Annotated in this window: 25 protein-coding genes; 13 read left to right on the forward strand and 12 right to left on the reverse strand. The window is 67.7% G+C overall.

The features are described 5' to 3' along the window. Window positions 1-114: 114 nt before the first annotated feature. From typA to AB5S17_RS11080, 3 genes are all read left to right on the forward strand, one after another. The gene (gene typA / locus AB5S17_RS11070; RefSeq protein WP_369239229.1) at window positions 115-1,941 is read left to right on the forward strand and encodes a translational GTPase TypA; all 1,827 of its coding nucleotides are present in this window, start codon (window positions 115-117) and stop codon (window positions 1,939-1,941) included. 124 nt (window positions 1,942-2,065) lie between these two features. Next, window positions 2,066-2,317 (forward strand): type II toxin-antitoxin system RelE/ParE family toxin, encoded by a 252-nt coding sequence (locus AB5S17_RS11075; RefSeq protein WP_369239231.1) that lies wholly within the window; start codon window positions 2,066-2,068, stop codon window positions 2,315-2,317. A gap of 10 nt (window positions 2,318-2,327) precedes the next feature. Continuing rightward, window positions 2,328-2,702 carry a helix-turn-helix domain-containing protein gene (locus AB5S17_RS11080; RefSeq protein ID WP_369239233.1) on the forward strand — a complete coding sequence of 125 codons (375 nt, stop codon included), beginning with the start codon at window positions 2,328-2,330 and terminating at the stop codon, window positions 2,700-2,702. Between the two features lie 34 nt (window positions 2,703-2,736). On the opposite strand, the gene zapE is transcribed toward AB5S17_RS11080, so the two are convergent. From zapE to AB5S17_RS11095, 3 genes are all read right to left on the reverse strand, one after another. After that, the gene (zapE, locus tag AB5S17_RS11085) at window positions 2,737-3,918 is read right to left on the reverse strand and encodes a cell division protein ZapE (protein WP_369239235.1); all 1,182 of its coding nucleotides are present in this window, start codon (window positions 3,916-3,918) and stop codon (window positions 2,737-2,739) included. A gap of 316 nt (window positions 3,919-4,234) precedes the next feature. After that, the gene (locus AB5S17_RS11090; RefSeq protein WP_369239237.1) at window positions 4,235-4,867 is read right to left on the reverse strand and encodes an AprI/Inh family metalloprotease inhibitor; all 633 of its coding nucleotides are present in this window, start codon (window positions 4,865-4,867) and stop codon (window positions 4,235-4,237) included. Window positions 4,868-5,118: 251 nt separating this feature from the next. Beyond that, window positions 5,119-5,769, reverse strand: coding sequence for a carbonic anhydrase (locus AB5S17_RS11095; RefSeq protein ID WP_369239239.1), 651 nt, complete (start codon window positions 5,767-5,769; stop codon window positions 5,119-5,121). A 154-nt stretch (window positions 5,770-5,923) separates the two neighbouring features. Between AB5S17_RS11095 and AB5S17_RS11100 the strand changes: the two genes are divergently transcribed. The 3 genes from AB5S17_RS11100 (at window position 5,924) to fghA (ending at window position 8,965) form a co-directional block, all read left to right on the forward strand. After that, on the forward strand, window positions 5,924-6,907 hold the full coding sequence (locus AB5S17_RS11100; RefSeq protein WP_369239241.1) for an aldo/keto reductase: 984 nt from the start codon (window positions 5,924-5,926) through the stop codon (window positions 6,905-6,907). Between the two features lie 112 nt (window positions 6,908-7,019). Beyond that, a complete protein-coding gene (locus tag AB5S17_RS11105; protein ID WP_369239242.1) occupies window positions 7,020-8,129 on the forward strand; it encodes an S-(hydroxymethyl)glutathione dehydrogenase/class III alcohol dehydrogenase in 1,110 nt (369 codons plus the stop codon). Then, window positions 8,129-8,965, forward strand: coding sequence for an S-formylglutathione hydrolase (gene fghA / locus AB5S17_RS11110; RefSeq protein ID WP_369239243.1), 837 nt, complete (start codon window positions 8,129-8,131; stop codon window positions 8,963-8,965). The genes AB5S17_RS11105 and fghA overlap by 1 nt, the downstream gene beginning before the upstream one ends. Before the next feature lie 190 nt (window positions 8,966-9,155). Here the strand turns inward: fghA and AB5S17_RS11115 are convergent, their stop codons facing one another. The 4 genes from AB5S17_RS11115 to AB5S17_RS11130 form a co-directional block, all read right to left on the reverse strand. Continuing rightward, the gene (locus AB5S17_RS11115) at window positions 9,156-9,455 is read right to left on the reverse strand and encodes a type II toxin-antitoxin system RelE/ParE family toxin (RefSeq protein WP_369239244.1); all 300 of its coding nucleotides are present in this window, start codon (window positions 9,453-9,455) and stop codon (window positions 9,156-9,158) included. 8 nt (window positions 9,456-9,463) lie between these two features. Further along, a complete protein-coding gene (locus tag AB5S17_RS11120; protein WP_369239246.1) occupies window positions 9,464-9,781 on the reverse strand; it encodes a hypothetical protein in 318 nt (105 codons plus the stop codon). Between the two features lie 70 nt (window positions 9,782-9,851). Beyond that, window positions 9,852-10,505, reverse strand: a complete 654-nt coding sequence (metW, locus tag AB5S17_RS11125) for a methionine biosynthesis protein MetW (RefSeq protein ID WP_369239248.1) — start codon at window positions 10,503-10,505, stop codon at window positions 9,852-9,854. Then, window positions 10,502-11,692, reverse strand: a complete 1,191-nt coding sequence (locus tag AB5S17_RS11130; RefSeq protein WP_369239250.1) for a homoserine O-acetyltransferase — start codon at window positions 11,690-11,692, stop codon at window positions 10,502-10,504. Before AB5S17_RS11130 ends, metW begins: the two co-directional genes overlap by 4 nt. A 210-nt stretch (window positions 11,693-11,902) precedes the next feature. On the opposite strand from AB5S17_RS11130, the gene pheA reads away from it, so the two are divergent. From pheA to AB5S17_RS11150, 4 genes are all read left to right on the forward strand, one after another. Beyond that, window positions 11,903-12,700, forward strand: coding sequence for a chorismate mutase (gene pheA / locus AB5S17_RS11135; RefSeq protein ID WP_369239252.1), 798 nt, complete (start codon window positions 11,903-11,905; stop codon window positions 12,698-12,700). A 58-nt stretch (window positions 12,701-12,758) separates the two neighbouring features. After that, window positions 12,759-13,856, forward strand: a complete 1,098-nt coding sequence (gene hisC / locus AB5S17_RS11140) for a histidinol-phosphate transaminase (RefSeq protein WP_369239254.1) — start codon at window positions 12,759-12,761, stop codon at window positions 13,854-13,856. Next, window positions 13,853-14,794: a prephenate/arogenate dehydrogenase family protein gene (locus tag AB5S17_RS11145; protein WP_369239257.1), complete on the forward strand. Its 942-nt coding sequence runs from the start codon at window positions 13,853-13,855 to the stop codon at window positions 14,792-14,794. Before hisC ends, AB5S17_RS11145 begins: the two co-directional genes overlap by 4 nt. 352 nt (window positions 14,795-15,146) lie before the next feature. Beyond that, entirely contained in the window at window positions 15,147-17,024 is a 1,878-nt protein-coding gene (locus AB5S17_RS11150) for a methyl-accepting chemotaxis protein (RefSeq protein ID WP_369239259.1), read from the forward strand. A gap of 470 nt (window positions 17,025-17,494) precedes the next feature. Here the strand turns inward: AB5S17_RS11150 and AB5S17_RS11155 are convergent, their stop codons facing one another. Beyond that, window positions 17,495-18,508, reverse strand: coding sequence for a DUF2125 domain-containing protein (locus AB5S17_RS11155; RefSeq protein ID WP_369239261.1), 1,014 nt, complete (start codon window positions 18,506-18,508; stop codon window positions 17,495-17,497). 138 nt (window positions 18,509-18,646) lie between these two features. Here AB5S17_RS11155 and AB5S17_RS11160 point away from each other — a divergent pair, with 138 nt between their 5' ends. Then, a complete protein-coding gene (locus tag AB5S17_RS11160; protein WP_369239262.1) occupies window positions 18,647-19,159 on the forward strand; it encodes a gamma-glutamylcyclotransferase in 513 nt (170 codons plus the stop codon). Between the two features lie 29 nt (window positions 19,160-19,188). On the opposite strand, the gene AB5S17_RS11165 is transcribed toward AB5S17_RS11160, so the two are convergent. The 4 genes from AB5S17_RS11165 to ftsE form a co-directional block, all read right to left on the reverse strand. Continuing rightward, complete coding sequence (locus AB5S17_RS11165) at window positions 19,189-19,998, reverse strand: lysophospholipid acyltransferase family protein (protein ID WP_369239264.1); 810 nt, start codon at window positions 19,996-19,998, stop codon at window positions 19,189-19,191. Window positions 19,999-20,130: 132 nt separating this feature from the next. Next, complete coding sequence (locus tag AB5S17_RS11170) at window positions 20,131-20,847, reverse strand: YdcF family protein (protein ID WP_369239266.1); 717 nt, start codon at window positions 20,845-20,847, stop codon at window positions 20,131-20,133. Between the two features lie 414 nt (window positions 20,848-21,261). Next, complete coding sequence (locus tag AB5S17_RS11175) at window positions 21,262-22,251, reverse strand: cell division protein FtsX (protein WP_369239268.1); 990 nt, start codon at window positions 22,249-22,251, stop codon at window positions 21,262-21,264. Then, entirely contained in the window at window positions 22,244-22,903 is a 660-nt protein-coding gene (ftsE, locus tag AB5S17_RS11180; RefSeq protein ID WP_369239270.1) for a cell division ATP-binding protein FtsE, read from the reverse strand. The genes AB5S17_RS11175 and ftsE overlap by 8 nt, the downstream gene beginning before the upstream one ends. Before the next feature lie 261 nt (window positions 22,904-23,164). Here ftsE and AB5S17_RS11185 point away from each other — a divergent pair, with 261 nt between their 5' ends. Next, on the forward strand, window positions 23,165-23,974 hold the full coding sequence (locus AB5S17_RS11185) for a hypothetical protein (protein ID WP_369239272.1): 810 nt from the start codon (window positions 23,165-23,167) through the stop codon (window positions 23,972-23,974). Continuing rightward, the gene (gene hpt, locus AB5S17_RS11190) at window positions 23,971-24,507 is read left to right on the forward strand and encodes a hypoxanthine phosphoribosyltransferase (RefSeq protein WP_369239274.1); all 537 of its coding nucleotides are present in this window, start codon (window positions 23,971-23,973) and stop codon (window positions 24,505-24,507) included. Before AB5S17_RS11185 ends, hpt begins: the two co-directional genes overlap by 4 nt. Window positions 24,508-24,666 lie beyond the last annotated feature (159 nt).

The following is a 24,666-nucleotide window of genomic DNA, read 5'->3' on the forward strand; positions in this document are numbered from 1 at the left end:
TTTCGCATCTGCACATTTTCCTGTATAGCCACGCGCGAAACCTGATTTCCGACCGTCTCCACGCCCCTTCCGTCCCGGTGGGGGCTTTCGGCGCGTCCAACACCGGTAGCCTTCATGAAGCTTCGCAACATCGCGATCATCGCGCATGTCGACCACGGCAAGACCACGCTCGTCGACAAGCTCCTCGCCCAGTCCGGCTCGTTCCGCGAGAACCAGCGCACCGAGGAACGCGCGATGGATTCGAACGACCTCGAGAAGGAGCGCGGCATCACCATCCTCGCCAAGGCGACCTCGGTCGTCTGGAAGGACGTGCGCATCAACATCGTAGACACGCCGGGCCACGCCGACTTCGGCGGCGAGGTCGAGCGCATCCTCAACATGGTCGACGGCGCGGTGATCCTGGTCGACGCTTCGGAAGGCCCGATGCCGCAGACCAAGTTCGTGCTCGGCAAGGCGCTGAAGGTCGGGCTGAAGCCGATCGTCGCGATCAACAAGATCGACCGTACCGACGAGCGCCACCAGGAAGTGCTGAACGAGATCTTCGATCTCTTCGTCGCGCTCGACGCCACCGAAGAGCAGCTCGACTTCCCGGTCCTCTACGGCTCCGGCCGCGGCGGCTGGATGGCGGCAGAGCCGACCGGCCCGCAGGACCAGGGCCTCGCGCCGCTGTTCGACCTGATCCTCGATCACGTGCCCGAGCCGGACACTGCCGGCAAGGACGAGCCGTTCAAGATGATCGGCACGATCCTCGAGGCGAACCCGTTCCTCGGCCGGCTGATCACCGGGCGCATCCAGTCCGGCTCGATCAAGCCGAACCAGGCGGTCAAGGTGCTGGACCGCGACGGCAAGCAGCTGGAGAGCGGGCGCATTTCCAAGATCCTCGCCTTCCGCGGCCTCGAGCGCGTTCCGCTCGACTACGCCGAGGCGGGCGACATCGTCGCGATCGCGGGCCTTCAGAAGGGCACGGTCGCCGACACCTTCTGCGACCCGGCCGTCACCGAGCCGCTGCACGCCCAGCCGATCGATCCGCCGACGGTGACGATGTCCTTCATCGTCAACGACTCCCCGCTCGCCGGGACCGAGGGCGACAAGGTCACGAGCCGCGTCATCCGCGACCGCCTGCTGAAGGAGGCCGAGGGCAACGTCGCGCTGAAGATCGAGGAAGCGGCCGAGAAGGATTCCTTCTACGTCTCCGGCCGCGGCGAGCTGCAGCTGGCCGTCCTCATCGAGACCATGCGCCGCGAGGGCTTCGAACTCGGCATCTCGCGCCCGCGCGTCGTCATGAAGGAGGACGAGAACGGCGAGCTGCTGGAGCCGATCGAAGAGGTCGTCATCGACGTCGACGAGGAGCATTCGGGCGTCGTCGTCCAGAAGATGAGCGAGCGCAAGGCCGAGATGAAGGAGCTGCGCCCCTCGGGCGGCGACCGCCAGCGCCTGGTCTTTCTCGCCCCGACCCGCGGCCTCATCGGCTATCAGTCGGAGCTTCTGACCGACACGCGCGGCACCGCCGTGATGAACCGGCTGTTCCACTCCTACGCCCCCTACAAGGGCGAGCTCGCCGGCCGCAACAACGGCGTCCTCATCGCCAACGAGGCGGGCGAGAGCGTCGCCTATGCGATGTTCAACCTCGAAGACCGCGGCCCGATGATCATCGACGCCGGCGTGAAGGTCTACGAGGGCATGATCATCGGCATCCACACCCGCGAGAACGATCTCGAGGTGAACGTGCTGAAGGGCAAGAAGCTCACCAACATGCGCGCGTCCGGCAAGGACGAGGCGGTGAAGCTCACCCCGCCGATCCGCATGACGCTTGACCGCGCGCTCTCCTGGATTCAGGACGACGAGCTGGTCGAGGTGACGCCGAAGACCATCCGCCTGCGCAAGCTCTATCTCGACCCGCACGAGAGGAAGCGCTTCGAGAAGTCGAAGAAGGCGGCGTAAGTCCGGCTCGGACGGCACGACCCTCCGTTTCGCAACGGCCCCGGATGTCGAATCCGGGGCCGTTTGCGTTTGATGTCGACTCAGAACCGTTTGTGCAACGTGCGGTATTCGATAAGCTCGCCTGATGCGGGAGATCGCTTACAGCAAAGACGCCGCGAAGGCGCTTGAACGCATGCCGCGCAACGCCGCGGATCGCGTGAGGTTCAAGATCCGGCAATACGCGGAAGACCCGTCTTCGCTTTCAGCGAACGTCAAGCGCTTGAAGGGCCGACCCTATTACCGCTTGCGGGTCGGCGACTGGCGGGTCATCTTCGACGAAGATCGCCGCGTCGTGCGGATCATCGAGATCGGCCCGCGTGGCGGCGTGTACGACTAAGGATCGGGACATGACCTGGCCGCAGATCATCACGACCGAAACAGGCGAAAAGCTCGTCGTTCTTCCGCAAGCGGATTACGAGCGGCTCGTTGAGCTCGCAGAGGATGCCGCCGACGTGGCCGCGGCCGATGCCGTCATGAAGCGGGTCGACATCGGCGAGGATGAGTTCATTCCCGCGGAGATGGTCGACCGTATCCTCGAGGGCGAGCCGAAGATCAAGGTCTGGCGCGAGTATCGTGGGATGACGGTCGGGGAACTGGCTTCGGCGGCAGGAGTCGATCAGAGCGAGCTCAGCGCGTTCGAACCGCGGCCGCAGGAAGCGCCTCGGCCGGCGCTGGAAAGGATCGCGAAGGCGCTACGCGTCGATCTCGAGGACCTGATCTGACCCCAGCGGCAGATGTCTGGAAGACATTCGCCGCTTACGCCCCCGACTCCCCCTCCCCGCCGGCGGCCTTCTCCAGATATTCCTGCGACCGCATCTCGATCAGCCGCGACACCGTCCGGTCGAACTCGAAGGCCTCGTTGCCGTTGCGGCTCCGGTAGAGCTGGTCCGCCGGCGCCTCGGCCGAGATCACCAGCCGGCGGCCGGAATCGTAGAGCGCGTCGACGAGGGTGATGAAGCGCTTGGCCTCGTTGCGCTCGGCCTCGGCCATCACCGGCACGCCTTCGAGGACGACGGTGTGGAAGCGCTTGGCGAGCGCCAGATAGTCCTGCGCGCCAAGCGGCCGCTTCAGCAGATCGTCGCAGACGAAGCGTGCGGCGCCGTTGCCTGCCCGCGGAACGGCCACCGTGCGGCCCTTCACCGACAGGGAGGCCGGCCCTTCCTTCGCGCCGTTCACCAGCGTTTCCCAGACCGCATCGACGCGCTCGGCCGTCTCCTCGCCGAGAGGGGTCAGATAGACGTCGTCACGGCCGAGCGTCGCCAGCCGGTAGTCCTCGTCGCCGTCGAGTTCGAAGATCTCGGCATGAGCCTTCAGATGGTCGACGAAGGGCAGGAAGAGCGGCCGGTTGAGGCCGTCGCGGTAGAGATCGTCCGGCGCGACGTTGGAGGTCGCGACCAGGACCACGCCCTCGGCGAACAGGGCATCGAACAGCCGCGACAGGATCATCGCATCGGCGATGTCGGTCACCGAGAATTCGTCGAAGCAGAGGAGCCGGGCTTCGCTGGCGAGCTGGCTCGCGACCGGCGGGATCGGATCGTCGCCTTTCGCCCGCCCCTCCTTCACCGCCTGGCGGTGCGCGCCAATGCGTTCGTGGACATCGGCCATGAAGGCGTGGAAATGGACCCGGCGCTTCTTCGCGACCGAGGTCTGGCGGTAGAACATGTCCATCAACATGGTCTTGCCGCGGCCGACCTCGCCGTAGATGTAGAGCCCGCGTACGGGTTCGGCCGTCTTCTTCCGGCCGAACAGCCAGCCGAGCGCGCTCTTCTTGGAGGCGACGGTCTCGGCAGACAGTGCCCGGTCGAGCCGGTCCAGCCGCTCGGCGAGCCGGCGCTGCAGCGGATCGGCCTCGATCTCCCCGGTCTCGATCAGGCGCTCCAGGGCGCCGCGCACTGGCCCGTGTCTCGGCTTCGTCTCGCGCGGCTCAAGCGTCTGCATCGTTTCTCCGTCTGTTCGTGCTGTCCCGTCGCCGGCGGCCGAGGCCGCGCGAGCCGCGTCAGGCTCCTAGCCTGCGGGGACGGACTGTTGCAATGCAGCGAAAGTGGCGGGGAAGAGGGGCATCCGCAAGCACGGCCGGGTGCGGAGGTCCGATTTGCGCGGCGGAGTGCGCATCAGGCACCGTTCCCGTTCTGCCGCGGCTCTCGCGGCTTTTCCCGCTGTGAAACGTCATCCCGCACGAAAACGGCGGCTGGACGTCGTCTCGTCCGCCGCCGTTCCTGATGCTGCGATCCGGGCCTGCCGTCGCCGGCGAAGGTCAGCGATAGATGGTGATCGACTGGCCGCCGGAGGTCTGGCCGGAATATTTCGAGCCGCCGACGGAGGAGAGGCTGGCGATGGTGGCGCCACCGGAGTCCTTCAGGACGATCTGATTGCCGGAAACGTCCCAGGCGGTGACGTCGGCGATCTGGCCCGGACAGCCGCGCGAGGCCGCGCGGTAGCCGCCCGCCCATTTGGTGTAGGCGAGGCCGATCTGGCAGCTGCCGCCCTGGGCCGAGAGCTTGTAGAATCCGCTGACGGCGGTGCGGGACAGCGGCTGCGAACTGCCGCCGAGCGAGGCGACCTGCGTGCCGCCGCCCTTCGTCTGCCCGGAGCCGCCATTGCCGGCGCCCGCTCCACCGGTGCCCGTCATGTCGGAGCCGGCGTTTTCGGTGCCGGTCGCCGCACCGGCGTCTGCCATCGTCTGGTCCTGCGGCACGGCGTTGATCGTAGAGGACTGTGGCGGCGGCGGCGGAGGAGGCGGAGGCAGTTGGCTGGCCGCGACGTTGCCTGCGGGCGCCGGTGCCAGCGGCGCGGGACCGCCGCTCTCATAGGGCGATACGGTGCGCGAACATCCCGCCGCCACCAGCAGGGCGACAACCGCCGCTCCCGTCTTCAACACATGTGTCATGTCGTTCAGCCTTCCCCCGGCTTCCTCGTCCCGTCGGCTCCGGCCGCGTGTCCCGGCAACCTGTTCGCCCCATAAAGAAGGGCCCGGCGCCCAATCGCAAGGCAGGGATGTCCCAGAACGCGACAGATTGTGGCGATTTTGACACGTCATCCACGGAAACCGTCGTTCGCGCCCCCGGATCGCCGCCTGCGCCGCCTCGCGGCCGCTCCCGGCTCACCGAGCCGCCTGCCCCGAATATCCTTCGGCGTCGCTCAGCCCTGCTCGACCGTCCGGCGGAAGTCGCCGGTCTCCGGATCCATCGCCCAGAGCTCTCCGGACGAGATGTCGACCCAGGCGCCGTGGAGCGTCAGCTTGCCCTCGTCCTCCAGCGCCTTGATCTGCGGGAACGTCCGAAGGTTGGCGATGGAATAGCGGATGGCGATCCGCTCCAGCGCCGCCTGCCGCTCCCTCGCGGTCATCAGCTCGTTGGAGCCGACCGCCTTGGCGACGGGGTCGAGCAGGCTCATCCACTTGCCGATGAAGTCGCCCGGCGACAGCGGCTCGGCCGAAGGCGAGAGCGCGGCGTGGATGCCGCCGCAGCCGCCGTGGCCGAGCACCACGACATGCTCGACCTTCAGGGCATGGATGGCAAATTCCAGCGCCGCCGAGGTGGAGTGGTACTCGCCGTCCGGCTCGAAGGGCGGCACGAGGTTGGCGACGTTGCGCACGACGAAGATCTCGCCGGGCGCGGAATCGAAGATCGTCTCGGGCGCGGTGCGCGAATCGCAGCAGGCGATGACGATCGTCTTCGGATGCTGGCCGGCCTCCGCCAGCTGCCGGAAGCGCGCCTTCTCGGCGGGGAGGCGCTTTTCCAGAAACGACTGATAGCCACTGACGAGGTGGTCCGGAAGGAGGTTCTGCATGGATCGATGACTACCCCGTTGCTGCAGCGCGATCAATCGGACGTTCTCCGCCGGCACGGTCGTTCTCCAACCACCGCCACCGCCGAAGTCGACGCGGGAGCCGCTACCGCTATCTGCCGTCGCAATCCTGAACTCCACCAGAGGCGGACACACCATGGAAAAGCGCATTCTCGGCCGCAATCTCGAGGTCTCGGCGATCGGCCTCGGCTGCATGGGCATGTCGGAATTCTACGGCGCCGGCGACGAGGCGGAATCGATCGACGTCATCCACCGGGCGATCGATCTCGGCATCACCTTCTTCGATACCGCCGACATGTACGGCGTCGGCCGGAACGAGATCCTGGTCGGCAAGGCGCTGGCGGGCAAGCGCGACCAGGTCGTGATCGCCACCAAGTTCGGCAATGTCCGCGGGCCGAACGGCGAGCGGCTCGGCATCAGCGGCAAGCCGCACTATGTCAGACAGGCCTGCGAGGCGAGCCTGAAGCGGCTGAACGTCGAGGTCATCGACCTCTACTACCAGCACCGCGTCGACCCTCAGACGCCGATCGAGGAGACGGTCGGCGCGATGGCGGAGCTGGTGAAGGAGGGCAAGGTGAAGCATCTCGGCCTGTCGGAGGCGGCGCCGGCGACGATCCGCAAGGCTCACGGCGTCCATCCGATCACCGCGCTACAGACCGAATATTCGCTGTGGAGCCGCGATCCGGAGGCAGAACTCTTCGCCACGGCGCGCGAACTCGGCATCGGCTTCGTCCCCTATTCGCCGCTCGGACGCGGCTTCCTGACCGGCCGGTTCAAGTCCGAGGCCGACCTGCCGGACGGCGATTTCCGCAAGGGCTCGCCGCGATTTTCCGGCGCCAACTTCCAGAAGAACCTCGATCTCGTCGCCGTCGTCGAGACGATCGCCGAGAGAAAGGGCGTCCGGCCCTCGCAGCTGGCGCTCGCCTGGGTCCTGGCGCAGGGCAAGGACATCGTGCCGATCCCCGGCACCAAGCACGTCACCTATCTCGAGGAGAACGCCGGCGCAGCCGATCTGACGCTAACGCCGCAGGAGCTCGCCGAGATCGACGCCGCCTTCCCGACCGGGGCCGCCGCGGGCACCCGCTACCCGGAAGCCGGGATGAAGGCGGTTAATCTCTGATACCGAACCTTGGGACTTAAGACGGCGGCGCGGAAACGGACGCTCGCGGGATTTGCACGGCGGCCGGAATTGGCTAGCAAGCGCGCAAGGCACCGCAAGGAGATCCCGCACCATGAAGACACGCGCCGCCGTCGCGTTCGAAGCCAAGAAGCCGCTCGAGATCGTCGAGCTCGACCTGGAAGGCCCGAAGGCGGGCGAGGTCCTCGTCGAGATCATGGCGACCGGCATCTGCCACACCGACGCCTACACGCTGGACGGGCTCGATTCGGAGGGGCTGTTTCCCTCGATCCTCGGTCATGAGGGCGCAGGCATCGTGCGCGAAGTCGGCGCCGGCGTGACCTACGTGAAGCCAGGCGACCACGTGATCCCGCTCTACACGCCGGAATGCCGCCAGTGTAAGTCCTGCCTCTCCGGCAAGACCAACCTGTGCACGGCGATCCGCGCGACGCAGGGCAAGGGACTGATGCCGGACGGCACCACCCGCTTCTCCTACAAGGGCAAGCCGATCTTCCACTACATGGGCTGCTCGACCTTCTCGAACTTCACCGTGCTGCCGGAGATCGCGGTCGCCAAGATCCGCACCGACGCGCCGTTCAAGACCGCCTGCTACTGCGGCTGCGGCGTCACCACCGGCGTCGGCGCCGTGGTCAACACGGCGAAGGTGGAGCCGGGCTCCAACGTCGTCGTCTTCGGCCTCGGCGGCATCGGCCTCAACGTCATCCAGGGTGCCCGCCTCGTCGGCGCCGACAAGATTGTCGGCGTCGACATCAACAACGACAAGAAGGAATGGGGCGAGCGCTTCGGCATGACGCATTTCGTCAACCCGAAGGAAGTGGACGGCGACATCGTCCAGCACCTCGTCCAGCTGACCGACGGCGGCGCCGACTACACCTTCGACTGCACCGGCAACACGACCGTCATGCGCCAGGCGCTGGAAGCCTGCCATCGCGGCTGGGGCGTCTCGGTCGTCATCGGCGTCGCGGAAGCCGGCAAGGCGATCTCCACCCGACCGTTCCAGCTGGTCACCGGCCGCGTCTGGAAGGGCTCGGCCTTCGGCGGCGCGCGGGGCCGCACGGATACGCCGAAGATCGTCGACTGGTACATGAACGGCAAGATCCAGATCGACCCGATGATCACCCACACGCTGACGCTCGAAGAGATCAACAAGGGCTTCGACCTGATGCACGAAGGCAAGTCGATCCGCTCGGTGGTGGTCTACTGATGGAGACCGTCTCGACCAACAAGGCGCATGGCGGCGTCCAGGGCGTCTACAGGCACGGCTCGAAGGAGACCGGCACGGACATGACCTTTTCGGTCTTCGTGCCGCCGCACGAGGCGGGCGCGAAGCTGCCGGTGGTCTGGTATCTCTCCGGCCTCACCTGCACCCACGCCAACGTCACCGAGAAGGGCGAGTACCGGCGCATCTGCGCCGAGCTCGGCCTGATCTTCGTGGCGCCCGACACGAGCCCGCGCGGCGAGGGCGTGCCGGACGACGCTGCCGGCGCCTACGACTTCGGCCTCGGCGCCGGCTTCTACGTGGATGCGACCGAGCAGCCCTTCGCCAGGAATTACCGCATGTGGTCCTATGTCACCGAGGAACTGCCGACGCTCGTCGCCGCCGAATTCCCGGCCGACATGGATCGGCAGTCGATCATGGGCCATTCGATGGGCGGCCACGGCGCGCTGACCATCGGGCTGACGTTTCCGCAGCGCTACAAGGCGGTCTCCGCCTTCTCGCCGATCGTCGCGCCGACCCAGGTGCCCTGGGGCGAGAAGGCCCTGCCCGGCTATCTCGGCGACGACAAGAGCGCCTGGCGCAAGCACGACGCCGTCGCCCTGATCGAGGACGGCGCCCGCGTCGACGCGCTGCTGGTCGACCAGGGCACGGCCGACAACTTCCTCGAAGGCCAGCTGAAGCCTGAACTGCTGGACAAGGCCTGCCAGGACGCCGGGATCGCCCTCACCCTCAACATGCGCGAGGGCTACGACCACAGCTACTACTTCATCTCCAGCTTCATGGAGGACCAGCTGCGCTGGCACAAGGCGCGGCTGGGGTAGGTGGAGAGAGCGAGTACGCATTCGCGTCAGCTCCGACAGGCATGTCCGTCTCGCCCGCGATTACCGGCGGCGAAAAGCGACCTGCGCATCGTCTCTTGCGCAGGTCCACCGCGGCGATCGTGATGACCGTGCTGGTCCGGTCTCAATCGGCCGATGGGACGGCGTATCTACCGACTGAAGGATGGGCCGATCACAGCCGACCTTTCAGACGCTGAAGGAAGTCCATGCGCTCATGCAGGATCGCGATGATCACCGGACGCGGCTCGTTCAGCCAGACGATGTAGTGGTGCTCGCAACGCGAGAGCCGCAATTCGACTGGAAGACCGACGAGCATCTTTGACCGCTTCAGCCCGTTGCCAATGGCTTCACAGCATGCCTCGATCCGGTCGAAATATGTCTCCGCCTGGTCCACACCCCATTGGTCACGGGCGTAGCGCCAGATGTCGTGCAGATCCTGTTCAGCCGCGAGCGTAAGCTCGAAGGATCGCATGGCGATGGTCAGCGCTCGGCGTGAGTTCGCGCCTCGCGCCGGATTTCGGACAGCGACTTCGTCGAGAACTCGCCGCGCCGCGCCTGTTCAATGCGCGGCGACAGATAGTCCGACATGGCACGTAGTGCTTCGCTCTCGCTCAGATGATCCGGCGCGGGAGCCTCGCTCAAGGCCCGCTTCAGCACATAATCCCTGACGCTTTCGCCATTCGACGCGGCGACGGTCTCCAGCTTGCGCTGCTCTTCGGCGGTGACATCGAGCAAGATCGTCGGCATGGATAGAAGATAGCGAAGCGGCGGGAGCAAGACAACGTTCCTGCTCGCCACTCATCCGAGCGCTCGAACTGCCATCCATAGAGCATCGACCCAGCGAGCTGCGGAAGGCTGAGGAGACTTTCTACCGCCGCAGCACGAAGACCGCCTGCTGGCCGAACAGGTTCCAGAACCACCAGGGCATCTTCATGCCCATCTTCTGCCCCGTCGCGTTGATCGCGATCGCGGTCTCGACGGTGGCGCCGAGTTCCTCCGCGAGGTTCACGAAGTCGCGAATGGTGCAGAAGTGGATGTTCGGCGTGTCGTACCAGGCATGCGTCAGGTTGCTGGTCACCGGCATCTGGCCGCGCAGGCCGAGCCAGTAGCGGGTCGACCAGTGGCCGAAATTCGGGAAGGAGACAACCGCCCGCCGGCCGATGCGCAGGAGTTCGGTCAGCACCGTCTTCGGATTGCGCGTCGCCTGGATCGTCTGCGACAGGATGACGAAGTCGAAGGCGTCGTCGGGATAGTGGACGAGGTCGCTATCGGCGTCGCCCTGGATCACCGACAGGCCGCGCGCGACGCATTCGTTGACGCCGGCCTGGCTGAGCTCGATGCCGCGTCCGTCGACCCGGCGCCGCTCTTCCAGCAGCGCCAGCAGCGCACCGTCACCGCAGCCGATGTCGAGGACGCGGCTGCCCGGCGTGACGAGTTCGGCGATGAGGTCGAGGTCGACGCGGGCCGAGGCTGCCGCCGCCACGGTCTCGCTGGTCGCAACGGGTGCTTCGGCGATCGTCATGGCTCCAGTCCCCGCGCCTTGGCCGCCGAGGAGACGAAGCCGGCGATCGCGCCGAAGAAGTCCGGCTCGTAGAGCAGGAAAGCGTCGTGGCCGCGGTCGGTCTGGATCTCGACGAAGGAGACCGAGGCGGCGGCGGCGTTCAGCGCGTGCACCACGGCGCGGTTCTCCTCGGTCGGAAACAGCCAGTCGGAGGAGAAGGAGACGAGGCAGAACCGCGTCTTCGACCCCTGAAACGCTGCGGCGAGGCTCCCGTCGAAGTCCCCGGCGATGTCGAAATAGTCCATCGCCCGGGTCATGTAGAGATAGGAGTTGGCGTCGAAGCGGTCGACGAAGGTCATGCCCTGGTGCCGGAGATAGCTCTCGATCTGGAAATCCGCGTCGAAGCCGAAGCCGAGCGTCTCGCGGTCCTGCAGGTTGCGGCCGAACTTCCTGTGCAGCGCCATCTCCGAGAGATAGGTGACGTGGGCGGTCATCCGCGCGACGGCGAGGCCCTTCGACGGACGCTTGCCGACGGCGAAATACCGTCCGCCGTGCCAGTCCGGATCGGCCATGACCGCCTGCCGCCCGACCTCGTGGAAGGCGATGTTCTGGGCCGAGTGCCGCGCGCCGGTGGCGATCGGCAGCGCGGCGAAGACGCGCTCCGGATAGCTCACCGTCCACTGCAGCACCTGCATGCCGCCCATCGAGCCGCCGATGACGGCAAACAGCGTGTCGATCCCCAGCCGGTCGACCAGCATCGCCTGCGCCCGCACCATGTCGCGGATGGTGATCACCGGCAGGTCGAGGCCGTAGGGCTCGCCCGTCGCGGGATTGATCGAGGCGGGGCCTGTCGAGCCCATGCAGCCGCCGAGGACATTGGAGCAGATGACGAAATACTTGTCGGTATCGATCGGCTTGCCCGACCCGATCAGCGAGGACCACCAGCCGGGCTTGCCGGTCACCGGCGACTGGCTGGCGGCGTAATGATCGCCGGTCAGGGCGTGGCAGACGAGAATGGCGTTCGACTTGTCGGCGTTCAGGGTGCCGTAGGTGTTGTAGGCGATCTGGAACGGCGAAAGGTCGATGCCGGCGTCGAGATGCAGCGGCTCTGCTTCGCCGAACAGGGCGACCGGGCTCGAGGGCTCGTTCGCCTCGCGGCTGCCGACGGCGTGTTCCAGCTCTTCTTTGCGGACGGGTTCGGCGGTCATGAGGTTTCAGCACATCGCATTCGCGGACAAGGGTCCAGTTCTGGAAAGAGGCCCCGCTCGCATCGGTGACGCACAGATACGCGCCCGCCGTCCCCGCGGCAATGTTGTCGGCGCAAGGGCCGGTCGCTCGGCACGCTCGACCGCCTTTGCCAAGCCTTCCGGCAGGGGCTAGAAGCCGGCGGGGACGGGACCTGGAGGGGAGAGACAGCCATGAACGCGCCGAGCAAGGCCGATCCTTCGCGGCTTCTGGAGCTGCGCGCCCAGATCGACGCGATCGACGAGTCGGTGCATCGCCTGCTGATGCAGCGCGCCGCGGTGATCGACGAACTGATCAAGGTGAAGGGCACGGCAAAGAAGGGCGCGGCCTTCCGTCCCGGCCGCGAAGCCGACATGATGCGGCGGCTCGCAGAGCGCCATCAGGGCCATCTGCCGCTGACCGCCGTCGAGCATCTGTGGCGCGAGATCATCTCCACCTTCACCGCCCTGCAGGCGCCGTTCGACGTCGTCGTCGGCGCGGAGCAGGATCAGGTCGCGGCGATGGAGGTCGCCCGCTTCTATTTCGGCTTCTCGGTTCCGATGATCCTCTGCGAGACCCCGCAGGACGCCGTCGCCGCGATCGAGGCCGGCGGCGACCGGCTCGCGGTCCTGCCCATCGGGACCCTCGCCCACCCCTGGTGGCAGGGCCTGGAAACGGCCCAGGTGGTCGCCCGCCTGCCCTTCTTTACGGTCGAGGATCGCCAGGCCGCGACCCCGGCTCTGGTCGTCGCGCCGCCGCTGGCGGACCCCGTCCCGCCCGAGATCGCGCTCTATGCGGTGGACGGGCTGGCGCAACCCCCGGAAGCTCGGGATGGCATCACCGTCGTCGCCGAAGCGCGCTACGGCACCGATCGCTTCAGCGCCATCGTCGCGGGCGCGGATCGACCCGAAGATATCGGGCTCCGGTTGGGAAGCGGCCTCGACATCCGCCCGATTGGGGGCTATGCGGCACCTTTCCGTCCGACCCCGTGACGCCTTCGCGCTGGAAGTCCGGCGCCAGGCGCGGGTTCCAGCCAAGCGAGCCACGCGGATGAAGCCCGTTCCGAACAAGGGTGTCCTGGATATCGACGTCTACGTGCCCGGCAAGAGCCAGGCGCCGGCGGGCATCAAGCTGCACAAGCTCTCCTCGAACGAGACGCCGCTCGGCCCTCCGCCGGCCGCGCGTGAGGCGGCGCTCGCGGCGGCTGCGAACCTCGAATTCTACCCGGACGGCCAGGCCACCCGGCTGAAGCAGGCGATCGCCGAGACGCACGGGCTGAACCCGCAAAACATTCTCTGCGGCAACGGCTCGGACGAACTTCTCGGCCTGCTCTGCCAGTGCTATCTGTCGCCCGGCGACGAGGCGATCCACACCGAGCACGGCTTCCTCGTCTACCACATCCAGATCCTCGCCCGCGGCGCGACGCCGGTAGTCGCGCCGGAGAAGGACGCGCGCACCGACGTCGACGCGATCCTCGCCCGTGTGACCGAGAAGACCAAGCTCGTCTTCCTCGCCAATCCGAACAATCCGACCGGCACCTATATCCCGTTCGACGAGGTCCGCCGGCTGCATGCCGGCCTGCCGCCGCACGTCATCCTGGTCCTCGATGCCGCCTATGCCGAATATGTCCGGCGCAACGACTACGGCGCCGGCATCGAGTTGGTGTCAGACTTCCAGAATGTCGTGATGACGCGCACCTTCTCGAAGATCTACGGTCTCGCGGCACTGCGCATCGGCTGGATGTACGGGCCGGAGGAGATCGTCTCGACCCTCGACCGCGTGCGCGGCCCGTTCAACCTCAACGCCATGGCGATCGCCGCCGGCGCCGCGGCGATCCGCGACCGCGCCTTCCTCGACAAGGCCGTCGCCTTCAACGCCGAATGGCTGGAATGGACGACGAAGGCGCTGGAGGGCCTCGGCCTCTCCGTCACCCCGAGCGTCGGCAACTTCATCCTGATCCACTTCCCGGGCATGCCCGGCAAGGGCGCGGCGGAGGCGGACGCCTTCCTGACGGCGCGCGGCTACATCCTTCGGCGGGTCGCGGGCTACGGCTTCCCCAACGCGCTGCGCATGTCGATCGGGACCGAAGAGGCCAATCGCGGCGTCGTCGCGGCGCTCGACGAATTCCTGCAGGGCGGCACGGCATGACGGAGCCCCTGTTCGAGCGCGTCGCGCTGATCGGCATCGGCCTCATCGGTTCGTCGCTGGCGCACAACATCAAGGCGCACGGCCTCGCCCGTCACATCGCGATCACCACGCGCCGGGCGGAGACGCTGGCCCGCGCCGAGGAACTGAAACTCGGCGACAGCTACCACCTCGACGCGTCCGAGGCCGTGAGGAACGCCGATCTCGTCATCCTCTGCGTCCCGGTCGGCTCCTGCGGAGCGGTGACGAAGGAGATCGCCCATGCCCTGAAGCCCGGCGCGATCGTTTCCGATGTCGGCTCGGTGAAGGGCGCGGTGATCCAGCAGATGCAGCCGCATCTGCCGGCGCACGTGCATTTCGTCCCGGCCCATCCGATCGCCGGCACCGAGCAGTCCGGCCCCGACGCCGGCTTCCTCGAACTGTTCGAGAACCGCTGGTGCATCCTGACGCCGGTCGAGGGTACGGATGCGGACGCCGTCGACCGGCTGAAGCGCTTCTGGGAGGCGTGCGGCTCGACCGTCGAGATCATGACGTCGGACCATCACGACCTGGTGCTGGCGATCGTCTCCCACGTGCCGCACCTCATTGCCTACAACATCGTCGGCACGGCCGCCGATCTGGAAACGGTGACGCAGCAGGAAGTGGTGAAGTTCTCGGCCTCGGGCTTTCGCGACTTCACCCGCATCGCCGCCTCCGACCCGACCATGTGGCGCGACGTCTTCCTGACCAACCGCGACGCGGTGCTGGAAATGCTCGCCCGATTCTCCGAGGACCTCGCCTCGCTGCAGCGGGCGATCCGCTGGGGCGACGGCGACACGCTGTTCGAGCTCTTCACCCGCACCAGGGCGATCCGCCGCGGCATCGTCGACGCGGGCCAGGACACGGCGAAGCCGGACTTCGGCCGCGACCATACGAAGCAGGCGTCGAAGCCGACGCCATAGGGGCGCGCTCGCTTGGTGCCTCGTTCGCGACATGAGGCCGCCACCGCAGCGTCGGCGCCTTCCTGAAGCCCCCCTGGAAACCCGCTGGCGACCGGCGGACGGTTCGGCCGCTCGGTCTGGCCGCACCCGATGATCCCTGCGAAAAGTGCACGCACACAAGGAAGATCGCGGATACCGTAAGCATTATCGTGCTTATTAACTAGCTCGTATTCGCCGGACCTCAGTCCTCAGTATTAAATTGCAGCATATTCCTCCACCGATTGAATGTTCTGTGTTTTAAGACTTACGCAACGGCCGCGACTTATGACGACGCCACAGATCTTCCCTCGCGGCACATCAGAAGGCGTGGTATATGAACGTTTCTTCGATAAAGTTTAAAATGGCATCGGCCATGGCGGGTATTGGCCTGCTCGTCCTACTTCAAGTTGGCATCGGCTTTTTCAACCTGCTGGGTGCCGAGGGAACCGTCGCCGATCTTCAAGGCGACGTCCTGCCGAGCATGGAGTCGGCCAACGCGATGAACGCGTCCCTCGGGCAGCTGCGGGCCGACGGCGGCAGCCTGATCGCGTCGTCCGCGGCTGACCGCCGCGCGGCGATCGAGGCCTCCATCGCCACCGCCAAGGCGAACTTCTCCAAGAACTACGACATCTATCTCGGCATGATCGAGCCGGATCATACGGCGGAACGGGCGAAGTTCATCGCGATCGGCGACAAGTACAAGGCCTATCTCGCCGACGAGGAGAAGCTCATCAAGCTCGCCGACGCCGGCGACAAGAATGGCGCCCTGGCCCTCTATGCCGGAGAGATGATGGACCTCTACGGCGCGATGAAGCCGGCCATCACGTCGATGGTGACGGCCAACCGCAGTGAAGCCGACGGTCTGTTCGCGGACTTTGCGACGACATCCTCGGTCACCCGGATCGTCACGATCCTGATCGCGCTCGTGTCGATCGTCATCGTCCTCGCCGCCTGCTGGTTCGTGCTGTCGCGGATCGCCTCGCCGATCTCGACGCTCATCGGCTCCATGCGCAGCCTGGCAGACGGCGACAACGACACCGCCATTCCCTACGCCGACCGGACCGACGAGATCGGGGCGATCGCCGGCGCGGTGGAGACGTTCCGCCGGACCGCTCTCGCCAAGGAAGCGTCCGATCAGGAAGTCGAGGCGACGCGGTCGAGTTCGGAAGCGGACCGGGCCAAGCGCGAGCGCTCGGACCGCGAACGCGCCGCCGCCATGGCGCAGGCGACCGCCGACCTCGCGGCGGGGCTGAAGTCGCTCTCCGCCGGCGACCTGAGCGTTCAGATCGAGACCCGCTTCGCGCCGGAGTTCGAGCAGCTGCGCGCCGACTTCAACAGCGCGGTCCAGCAACTCGCGCGCACGCTGGCGACGGTCGCGGAAACCGCGTCGAGCATCGATGCGAGTTCGAAGGACGTGGCCGGCAGCGCCGGCGTCCTCGCGCAGCGCACCGAGCAGCAGGCTGCGGCGCTGGAAGAGACCGCAGCCGCACTCGGCCAGATCACTTCGACCGTCGGCGCTTCCTCCAGGCGCGTCGAGGAAGCCCGCGCCGTTGCCGTCAAGGCCAATCAGAGCGCGGTGGAATCGGGTGCGGTCGTGACCCACGCCGTCGAGGCGATGAGCCGGATCGAAGGCTCGTCCAACCAGATCGCGAACATCATCTCCGTGATCGACGAGATTGCCTTCCAGACCAACCTCCTCGCCCTCAATGCCGGCGTCGAGGCTGCCCGGGCGGGCGAAGCCGGCCGCGGCTTCGCGGTCGTGGCGCAGGAGGTGCGCGAGCTGGCACAGCGGTCGGCGAACGCCGCGCGCGAGATCAAGACGATCATCTCGGCCTCTGCTTCGGAAGTGTCGACGGGCGTGCAGCTCGTCAGCGAGACCGGTCAGGCGCTCGATACGATCGGCAGGCTCATCGCCGAGATCAACGACCACATGAGCGCCATCGCGACCGCCGCGCGCGAGCAGTCGACCGGCCTCGCCGAAGTCAACACAGCGGTGACGCAGATGGATCAGACGACGCAGCAGAACGCCGCCATGGTCGAGGAGTCGACGGCGGCGGCGAGTTCGCTTGCGAGCGAGAGCGCCTCGTTGAAGCAGTTGATCGCGCAGTTCCAGCTGGGCCGGAGCGAAGCCGGCAGAAATCCGGTCCATGCGCTGCAGCAGCGAGCCTCGCGCGGCCTCGCCGCACCGGGGCGCGCCCGCAGCGCCGCCTAAACAGGCGCTCGGCGAGACAAGGCGACAGGGCGCCCCGCCGCCCTTCGCCGGAGGGCTGCGAGCTCAAGAGGTCGTGACGCGCCGTGTGCCGGGCCAGGAGGCGGCGATGTTGCCCAGCGGCCCTACGCCACCGCGGCATCGGCAAAGCCGAAGGCGCCGTCACCGTCCCAGGCCGACCAGCCGGAGGGGCTCGCCGTCGCCCGGTCCGCGGTGGGACGCACCATTCCCTCCGTCCTCGCATGCTGCGCCCTTTCGCGCATGGCGCGCCACAGCCGCAGCTCGCGCCGGATCCGCCGAATGCGCCGAAAGCACTGAGTCACCATCACCCGACCTCCCCTCTTCCGCGAGAGGTGTCTTACGGCTTTGCGATCGTCGCGGCTGTGATCTGCGTCATAGTCCGGTGCGAAAATGCAGGATTTGACGTGAACCGCTCGGCGGATTTCGCGAGAAGCGACGCCCTCGGCCGCCGCTCACTGCAGCGGCGGAAGCGGTCCGAGCGGGATGATGCCGGCGGAGAGCATGCCGTTGCGCGCGGCGATCTTGATGACCGTCTTGCCGTTCCGCGGCCTCCCGATGAACGGCATCGCCGAGGCGACCGAACGGGCGATCGACTTCAGCTGCGGCGCGGCCTTGCCGACGAGGTCGGCAATTTCGTCCGGCCGGTCCACCGCCACTTCGAAGTCGCCGGTCACCCGGCCCTTCGCGTCGAAGGAGAACGTGCCGGAGAGCTCCCCACTCGCCGACCCCGCGTTGACGAGCAGCGAGCGCAGCGTGACCTGTCGCCCCGCCATCAGAGCGCGGGCCGACTGCTGCGGCATGCGCCCCGAAAGCCAGTCCGCGGCGCCGGCGATCGTGACGTCGGTGGCGGTGTCGATCGGCGGAAGATCCGGCGCGCCGGGCGCCACGACCTTCGCGCCGCGAAGCGAGAAGGCGAGATCGAGGTCCTCGCCGCGCCGCCGGGCATGGGTCTCGCTGTGGCTCGCCTCGAGAAGCGGCTCGCGCGCCGCTCCCGGTTCGGCCAGCGCCACCACCGGCTGGTCCGAGACGAGGGCGAAGTGGTCGAGCCCCTGCGTCCAGAAGGTCGCGCTCGCCTGGGTGAGCGCCCAGGTGAGGTCGAGCGGCGGCGCGTCGGGCGTATCGAGCGTCAGCGGTCCCTTGAGTTCGGCCACGACCTTGTTCGGCTGGTAGATCTGCGCCGCGGAGTGGAACGCACCGGCGGTCGCCTTGATGCGGTCGCCGTCGATACTCACCGAGGCGCAGCTGAGGCCGAGCCGGAACGGATAGCCGAACACCTCGCGGTTCGGGCAGGAAATGTCGGTGCCGTGCGCCTTGGCGGAGGCGAGCGCCCGGGTGACGCCGAGGTCGAGCTGGGCGGCGAGATAATACCAGGCACCGGAGAGGCCGGCTGCGAGGACCAGCGCAACCACCACGACGCCGAGATAGGCCCGGCGGGTTCTCCTGCGACTGTCGCTTGACGCGGCCATGCTGCTTCCTTCTCCTCCCGCGGTCCGAAGACAGCGAATCGCTTCGGCAACAAGACGACGCCGGGCGACGATCCGCAAGGCGTCGCCGACCGGCGGAACCGGAATGGCAGAACCGATGCGCGAGGCGATTTCACGGCAATGAGCGATCTCTGGGTATTCGGCTATGGATCGCTGATCTGGCGGCCGGGATTCGATCCCGCCGAGCGCTGCAAGGCGCGGCTCGCCGGCTACCACCGGGCGCTCTGCGTCCACTCCCATGTCCATCGCGGCACCGCGGAGCGTCCGGGGCTCGTCTTCGGCCTCGACCGCGGCGGCTCCTGCGTCGGCATGGCCTTCCGGGTCGAGGATGCGAAGGCCGAGGCGGTCGTCGCCTATCTCAGGGCCCGTGAGCTCGTCACCAACGTCTATCGCGAGCTGACGCTGCCGGTGCGGCTGTCGGACGGGCGCCCGGTGCGGGCGCTCACCTATGTCGTCGACCGCGGCCATTCCCAGTATGCCGGCCGGCTCGGCACCGCCGAGGCAGCCAGGATCGTCGGCCGGGCGCATGGCCAGTCGGGACCGAACCTCGACTACGTCGTCAGCGCCCTCGAACATATCCATGAGATGGGCCTGCGCGACCGCTGGCTGGAAGAGGTCGTCGCGCGGCTCTGAGCCGGTGAAACCGGCGGCAAGCAGTGCGGTCAGCCGCGCGCCGACCGCCGATCACGCGTCGCGCCTGCTGCCTCCGGCAGTCCGGCAGAGCCCGCCGAGGCGAGCGGCGGCAGGCCGTCGCGAGCCACGGCTTCGGCGGCGAGCTCGCCGGAGCGTGTCTCGATCGCAGTGCGAAGCGCCGGCAGGAATTCCTGACGCGGCAGGCCGGACGGGATCGGCTCCAGGATGTCGGCGTGGATGGTGCCGGGCAGCCGCCGCGGCGACGTGCGCAGCCAGTAGAGCCCGGAATTCAGCGCCACCGGCACGACCGGCAGGTCCAGCGCCTCGTAGAGACGGAAGACGCCCTGGCGGTAGTCCTGCTCGACGCCCGGCAGGGTGCGCGTCCCCTCGGGGAAGATGATGATCTGCCGGCCGTCGGCGATCGCCGCCTCGGCCCCGGCCACCATGGAGGCGATGGCGCCGCCCCGCTTCGCCCGATCGACCGGGATCATCTTCATCCGGCGGGCATAGGCGCCGAACACCGGCACGCGCATCAGCTCCTTCTTCAGGATGAAGGTCGGCCGCTCGACGACGGCGACCAGCGCGAGGACGTCCCAGTAGGACTGGTGCTTGGCGGCGATGATGGCGCTGGAGCGCGGCAGGTTCTCGACGCCGGTAACCTCCGACCGCGTCCCCGCGACACGGCGGAGGAGCCACAGGCTGGAGCGCGCCCAGTTCTTCACGATGCGCCAGTCCTGCTCCTCCGACACGACGAAGAAGACCGGCGCGAAGAGAAGGAGCTGCACCGTCAGGTTCAGATAGAAGAGACAGTTGAAGGCGAGCGATCGCAGAAGGGTCATCGCACCATCGAGGCCGCATGGTCCGGCTCGGACAGGATCCCGGCGCCGTCTGGGGAGCGGTCTACGACAGCGCGCCGCGCAAAGCGAGAGGCCGGGAGCCGCAGGCCTGCAACGCGCCGGCGAGACCCGTCTTCAGCGGCGATGGGCTCGCTCGCCCCCATCGGCGATCTCGGACGTCGCGCCCTGCCGCGGCAGCAGCCCGAGGCCCGCCCGCGTCCGCGTCGCCAGGAGCTTGGCATATTCCGTCAGCAGGATCCTCAGGCCGGCGGCATTCGGGAACGCGTCGCGCTGCCACAGGTCGTCCCGGCGCACCGCATAGGGCGTCACCGACTGGATCGTGGACAGGCGGTCGAACTCGAACAGCGAGCGCGGCATGTGATAGTCGCTGGTGACGAGGATCAGCTTCTTGAAGCCCCGCTTCTTTGCCCAGCGGTCGGCGATCTCGGCATTGCCCACCGTGTTCAGCGCCGCGTAGTCGATGTCGACGCAGCAGTCGAACCAGGCCCTGTCGGTGCCGGTCATCCGCGCGATGGTCGCGGCGCTGGTGCCCGGATTGACGCCGCTGATCAGCAGGCGCTTGCCGCGGCCGTCCTTCAGGAGGTCGATGGCGTGATCGATCCGCAGCGCCCCGCCGGTCAGGACGACGATGCCGTCGGCCCGGTCGACGGCCGGCGGATGGGCGAAGGCCGAGACCTCCTCGGTGAAGCGCACGAAGCCGCCGAAGAAATAGCCGCCGAAGCCGAGCACGAGGACGGCGAGGACCAGCATCGCCCGGCGAAAGTGCGCCGCGACGCGCTGGCGCGGCAGCGCCTCTCCCATCCGCATGCTGGTGCCGTCATATCCGGTCATGGCGAGCGTCATGCCGCACGACCCGGTCGGAAATCAAACCAGACCTTTCGGCATGCCGAGGCCGAGGCGGACGCGGCACGACGTCCGGATCGCGGAGGACGGCGGCCCGGGGGGGGAGGNCGAGCGTCATGCCGCACGACCCGGTCGGAAATCAAACCAGACCTTTCGGCATGCCGAGGCCGAGGCGGACGCGGCACGACGTCCGGATCGCGGAGGACGGCGGCCCGCGACGGCCGGGGCCCCGCCCGTCGCCCGAAGCCGGCGGATCGGCGCTCGCCGGATGATCGTCCTGTGCTCGCTCATGCCCTGTTCCCGTTCACGCGCCGCCACAACGACGCTACAGCCGAATGCGGCGCAGGAAAGGCGCCGGATCCGACCATGCCGCGAGTCTCGAAGACGCGCGTTAACGCTTCATTACCCTTCCACCGGAGAAATCATGTCGATTGCCTCCAGCTGCCTGATGACCGTCAGCCGTGACGTGAACGCCGTCAGACCCGCCACGGTTGCGATCAGAAGCACGACGCCGACGTAGCCCTGCCAGTCGATGGCGAAGGAGCCGAACAGGGCGCTGATCTGATCGGCTTCCGGGGTCGCCCGGTTGGTTTCGGTCCACCAGCTCATGCCGTAGAAGACGAGCATGGCGAGACTGCCGCCGACGAGCGCGCCGAAGAGGCCGAGGCGGAAGAAGTGCCGCTGGAACTCGCCGGCGATGAAGCCCGACCGCGCGCCCACGAAATGCAGGACCTCGATGATCTGGCGATTGCCGGACATGGCGCCGCGCGTCGCGAAGATCACGGTGAGGATGGTCGCGATCATCACCAGGGAGAGCACGGCGATGCCGGCGAGGACCATCGCCCGGGCCATCGTCACCAGCCGCGACACCCAGCCCCGGTGATCGTCGAGTTCGGCGGCGGGAACCGCGGCGGTGATCGTCTGCGACAGCGCCGAAAAGTTCGGCGGGTGGTGCGCGTCGATGCCGATGACGACAAGGCGCGGGACCGGCAGTTCATCGAGGTCGACGCCCTTGCCGAGCCAGGGCTCGAGCAGCCGGCCGGTCGCCGCGTCGTCGAGGATGCGGGCATCGGTGACACCGGCCGAGCCGAGCGCGATCGTCCGCACGCGCTGAAGCGCCGCCGCCATGTCGAGCCCCTCCTCCGGCTTCACCTGGACGGTGACTTCGCGGGAGATGTCATTTTCCCATCGCCCGGCCGAATCGGAGACGAGCGTGACCGCGCCGACCGTCAGGCTGGCGAGAAAGGTCATGATGGCGATGACCGTCGTCAGCGCGCGGCCCGCCACGTTGGCGGGGGGCACGATCGGCGTCTGCCGGGCGTGCCGCCTCCGGCGGACGAGACGCCCGGCAGCCAGGCGAAGGTCGAACCAGCGCGCCGTCATCTCAGTCATAGATGTCGAGCCGGCCGTCGGAGAGGATCAGCCGCCGTGCGTCGACCTGGTCCATCAGGCCGAGATCGTGCGTCGCGATCACCACGGCGGTGCCGGTGCGGTTGAGCTCTAGGAACAGGCGCAGCAGCCGCCGGGCGAGCGGCGGGTCGACGTTCCCGGTGGGCTCGTCGGCGAGGAGGATGTCCGGCTGGTCGATCAGCGCCCGGGCGATCGCCGCGCGCTGCTTCTCGCCACCGGAGAGGACGACGGGCAGCGCGTTCATGCGTTCGCCGAGGCCCACCCATTTGATCAGGTCGACGACGTCCTGGCGGTAGGAGGCTTCCTCGCGGCCGCGCACGCGCAGCGGCAGGGCGACGTTTTCGTAGGTGGTCATGTGGTCGAGCAGGCGGAAGTCCTGGAAGACGACGCCGATGCGCCGGCGGATCGAAGGCAGATCCCTGCGCGAGAGGGTGGCAACGTCCTTGCCGAGGACTGTGATCAGCCCGCGCGTCGGCTTCAGCGCCAGGAACAGCATCCGGAGCAGGCTCGTCTTCCCCGCGCCGGAGGGCCCGGTCAGGAACTGGAAGGACTGGCGCCGGATCTCGAAGGAGAGATCGCGAAGGACTTCCGGCCCCATGTCGTATCGAAGCCCGACATTCTCGAACCGAATCACCGCCCTCCCCTCCAAGCTCTCGCCGGGAGGCGCCTCTCGCCTCGACGACGCACCATGCCGCTTCCAATCCTCATCTTCGCCGGGCACATCCTTCGACGGGCGGTCCCGATCCGGCGAGGCCGCCTTCTACCGGATGCAATCCTGCCCCGGACTTATGTTGATTCTGCGCCCGCTCCCCGGCTTGACGCTCCCGGCAAGCTTTAGAGTTTGTTAAGCATAAATCGTTAACTCTTGCTGAATCGACCAGCGGAGCCCATGCAGATGAGCGATCTCGGCAGAACTGCGCGCGACGCGCACGGCGCAGGCGCCCCTCGATCTCGCGCGGGAGCCCGCGCCCCCTTCGTCATCGACGGCGAGGCCGAGGTCACGGGGCGCACGCCGCGGCACAAGACCGCGGCAGAGCGCCAGGCCGCCCTTGAGCGACCTGCCTTTACAGCGTTCTCGCAGTCGGCCGAGGCCGAGGCTGCGGTTCCGTACCGTCCTTTCGGCCGCCGCAAGACGGAGCAGCCTGGCGCGGCGACGCCCGGCGGCCCGGCCGCCCGGCGCCCGCAAAGCCGCGATCTCATCTGGCAGGCAATGGCCGCGGCACAAGGCCCCGGATCTTCGGACGGGCCGGAGGACGGCGCCGCGACGGTGGCGGCGAAGCGGCGCGTGATCTCGCCCGCGCAGGCGCTTCTCGCGGCCGGCGCCTTCATCCTCGGCCTTGCCCTCATCCCGACCTTCCTTCTCTCCTTCCCCTCGCCTTCGATCGCCGCCCGGGCGCTCGACACGCCGGGCTCGGCGATCAAGGTCGAGAACGTCTCGGCCAGCACGGAGCCGCGCGGCGAGAGCGCCGTACTCTCGGTGGAAGGGACGATCAGCAACGCCTCCGACAGCGCGACCTCGGCGCCGCTGCTCAGGATCGCCTTCCGCCATCCCGACGGCACCGTGCACGAGAAGCCGTTCATCCCGGCCGTCGCGCTCATCGGTCCACACGAATCGATCGGCTTCGTCTCGCGAATCGCGGTGCCGGCAGGTACGACGGGCGACATCAGCGTCGGCCTCGCGCCGCAGGAGACAGCATCGCCTTGATCACCGTCCGGGACAAACAGATCGACGTCTTGTTCGATGCGGCACGAATCGCCGCCGAGGTCGACCGGATCGCCGCGGAAATTGCCGTGGGCCCTTCCGCGAACCTGCTCGTCGTCTCCGTGCTGAAAGGCTCCTTCGTCTTCGCCGCCGACCTCATCCGGGCGATGCACCGTGCCGGTCTTGCCCCGGAGGTCGAGTTCATCTCGCTGTCGAGCTACGGCGCAGGAACGGAAGGCGGCGAGGTCCGCATTCTCAGGGACGTCGATTGCGAGGTGGCGGGCCGCACCGTGCTTCTCGTCGACGACATCCTGGAATCCGGCCGCACCCTCGCCTTCGCCCGCGATCTGCTGCTCTCGCGCGGCGCCGACGCCGTGAAGCTCGCCGTCCTCCTCGACAAGAAGGGCAAGCGCAAGGCCGCGATCGAAGCCGACCATGTCGGCATCGACTGCCCCGACCATTTCGTCGTCGGCTACGGCATGGACGTCGCCCACGCGTTCCGGGAACTCCCTTTCATCGGCCGCGTCGTCGGCTGACCCCGGGCGACACAGCCCGGGCGGAGGTGCCGGCGGATCCGCCGGCTGCGCCCATCTCCAGCGGGCGCTGGTGCCGGCCTCAATCTTCTGGCAAGAACTTCGCAGCATCCTGGCGGGACGGCGGACACAAGCCTCGCGCCAGTTCCAGACGCTAGCGAT

It is taken from the genome of Jiella sp. M17.18, assembly GCF_041027365.1.
Classification (GTDB): Bacteria; Pseudomonadota; Alphaproteobacteria; order Rhizobiales; family Rhizobiaceae; genus VKMB-3413.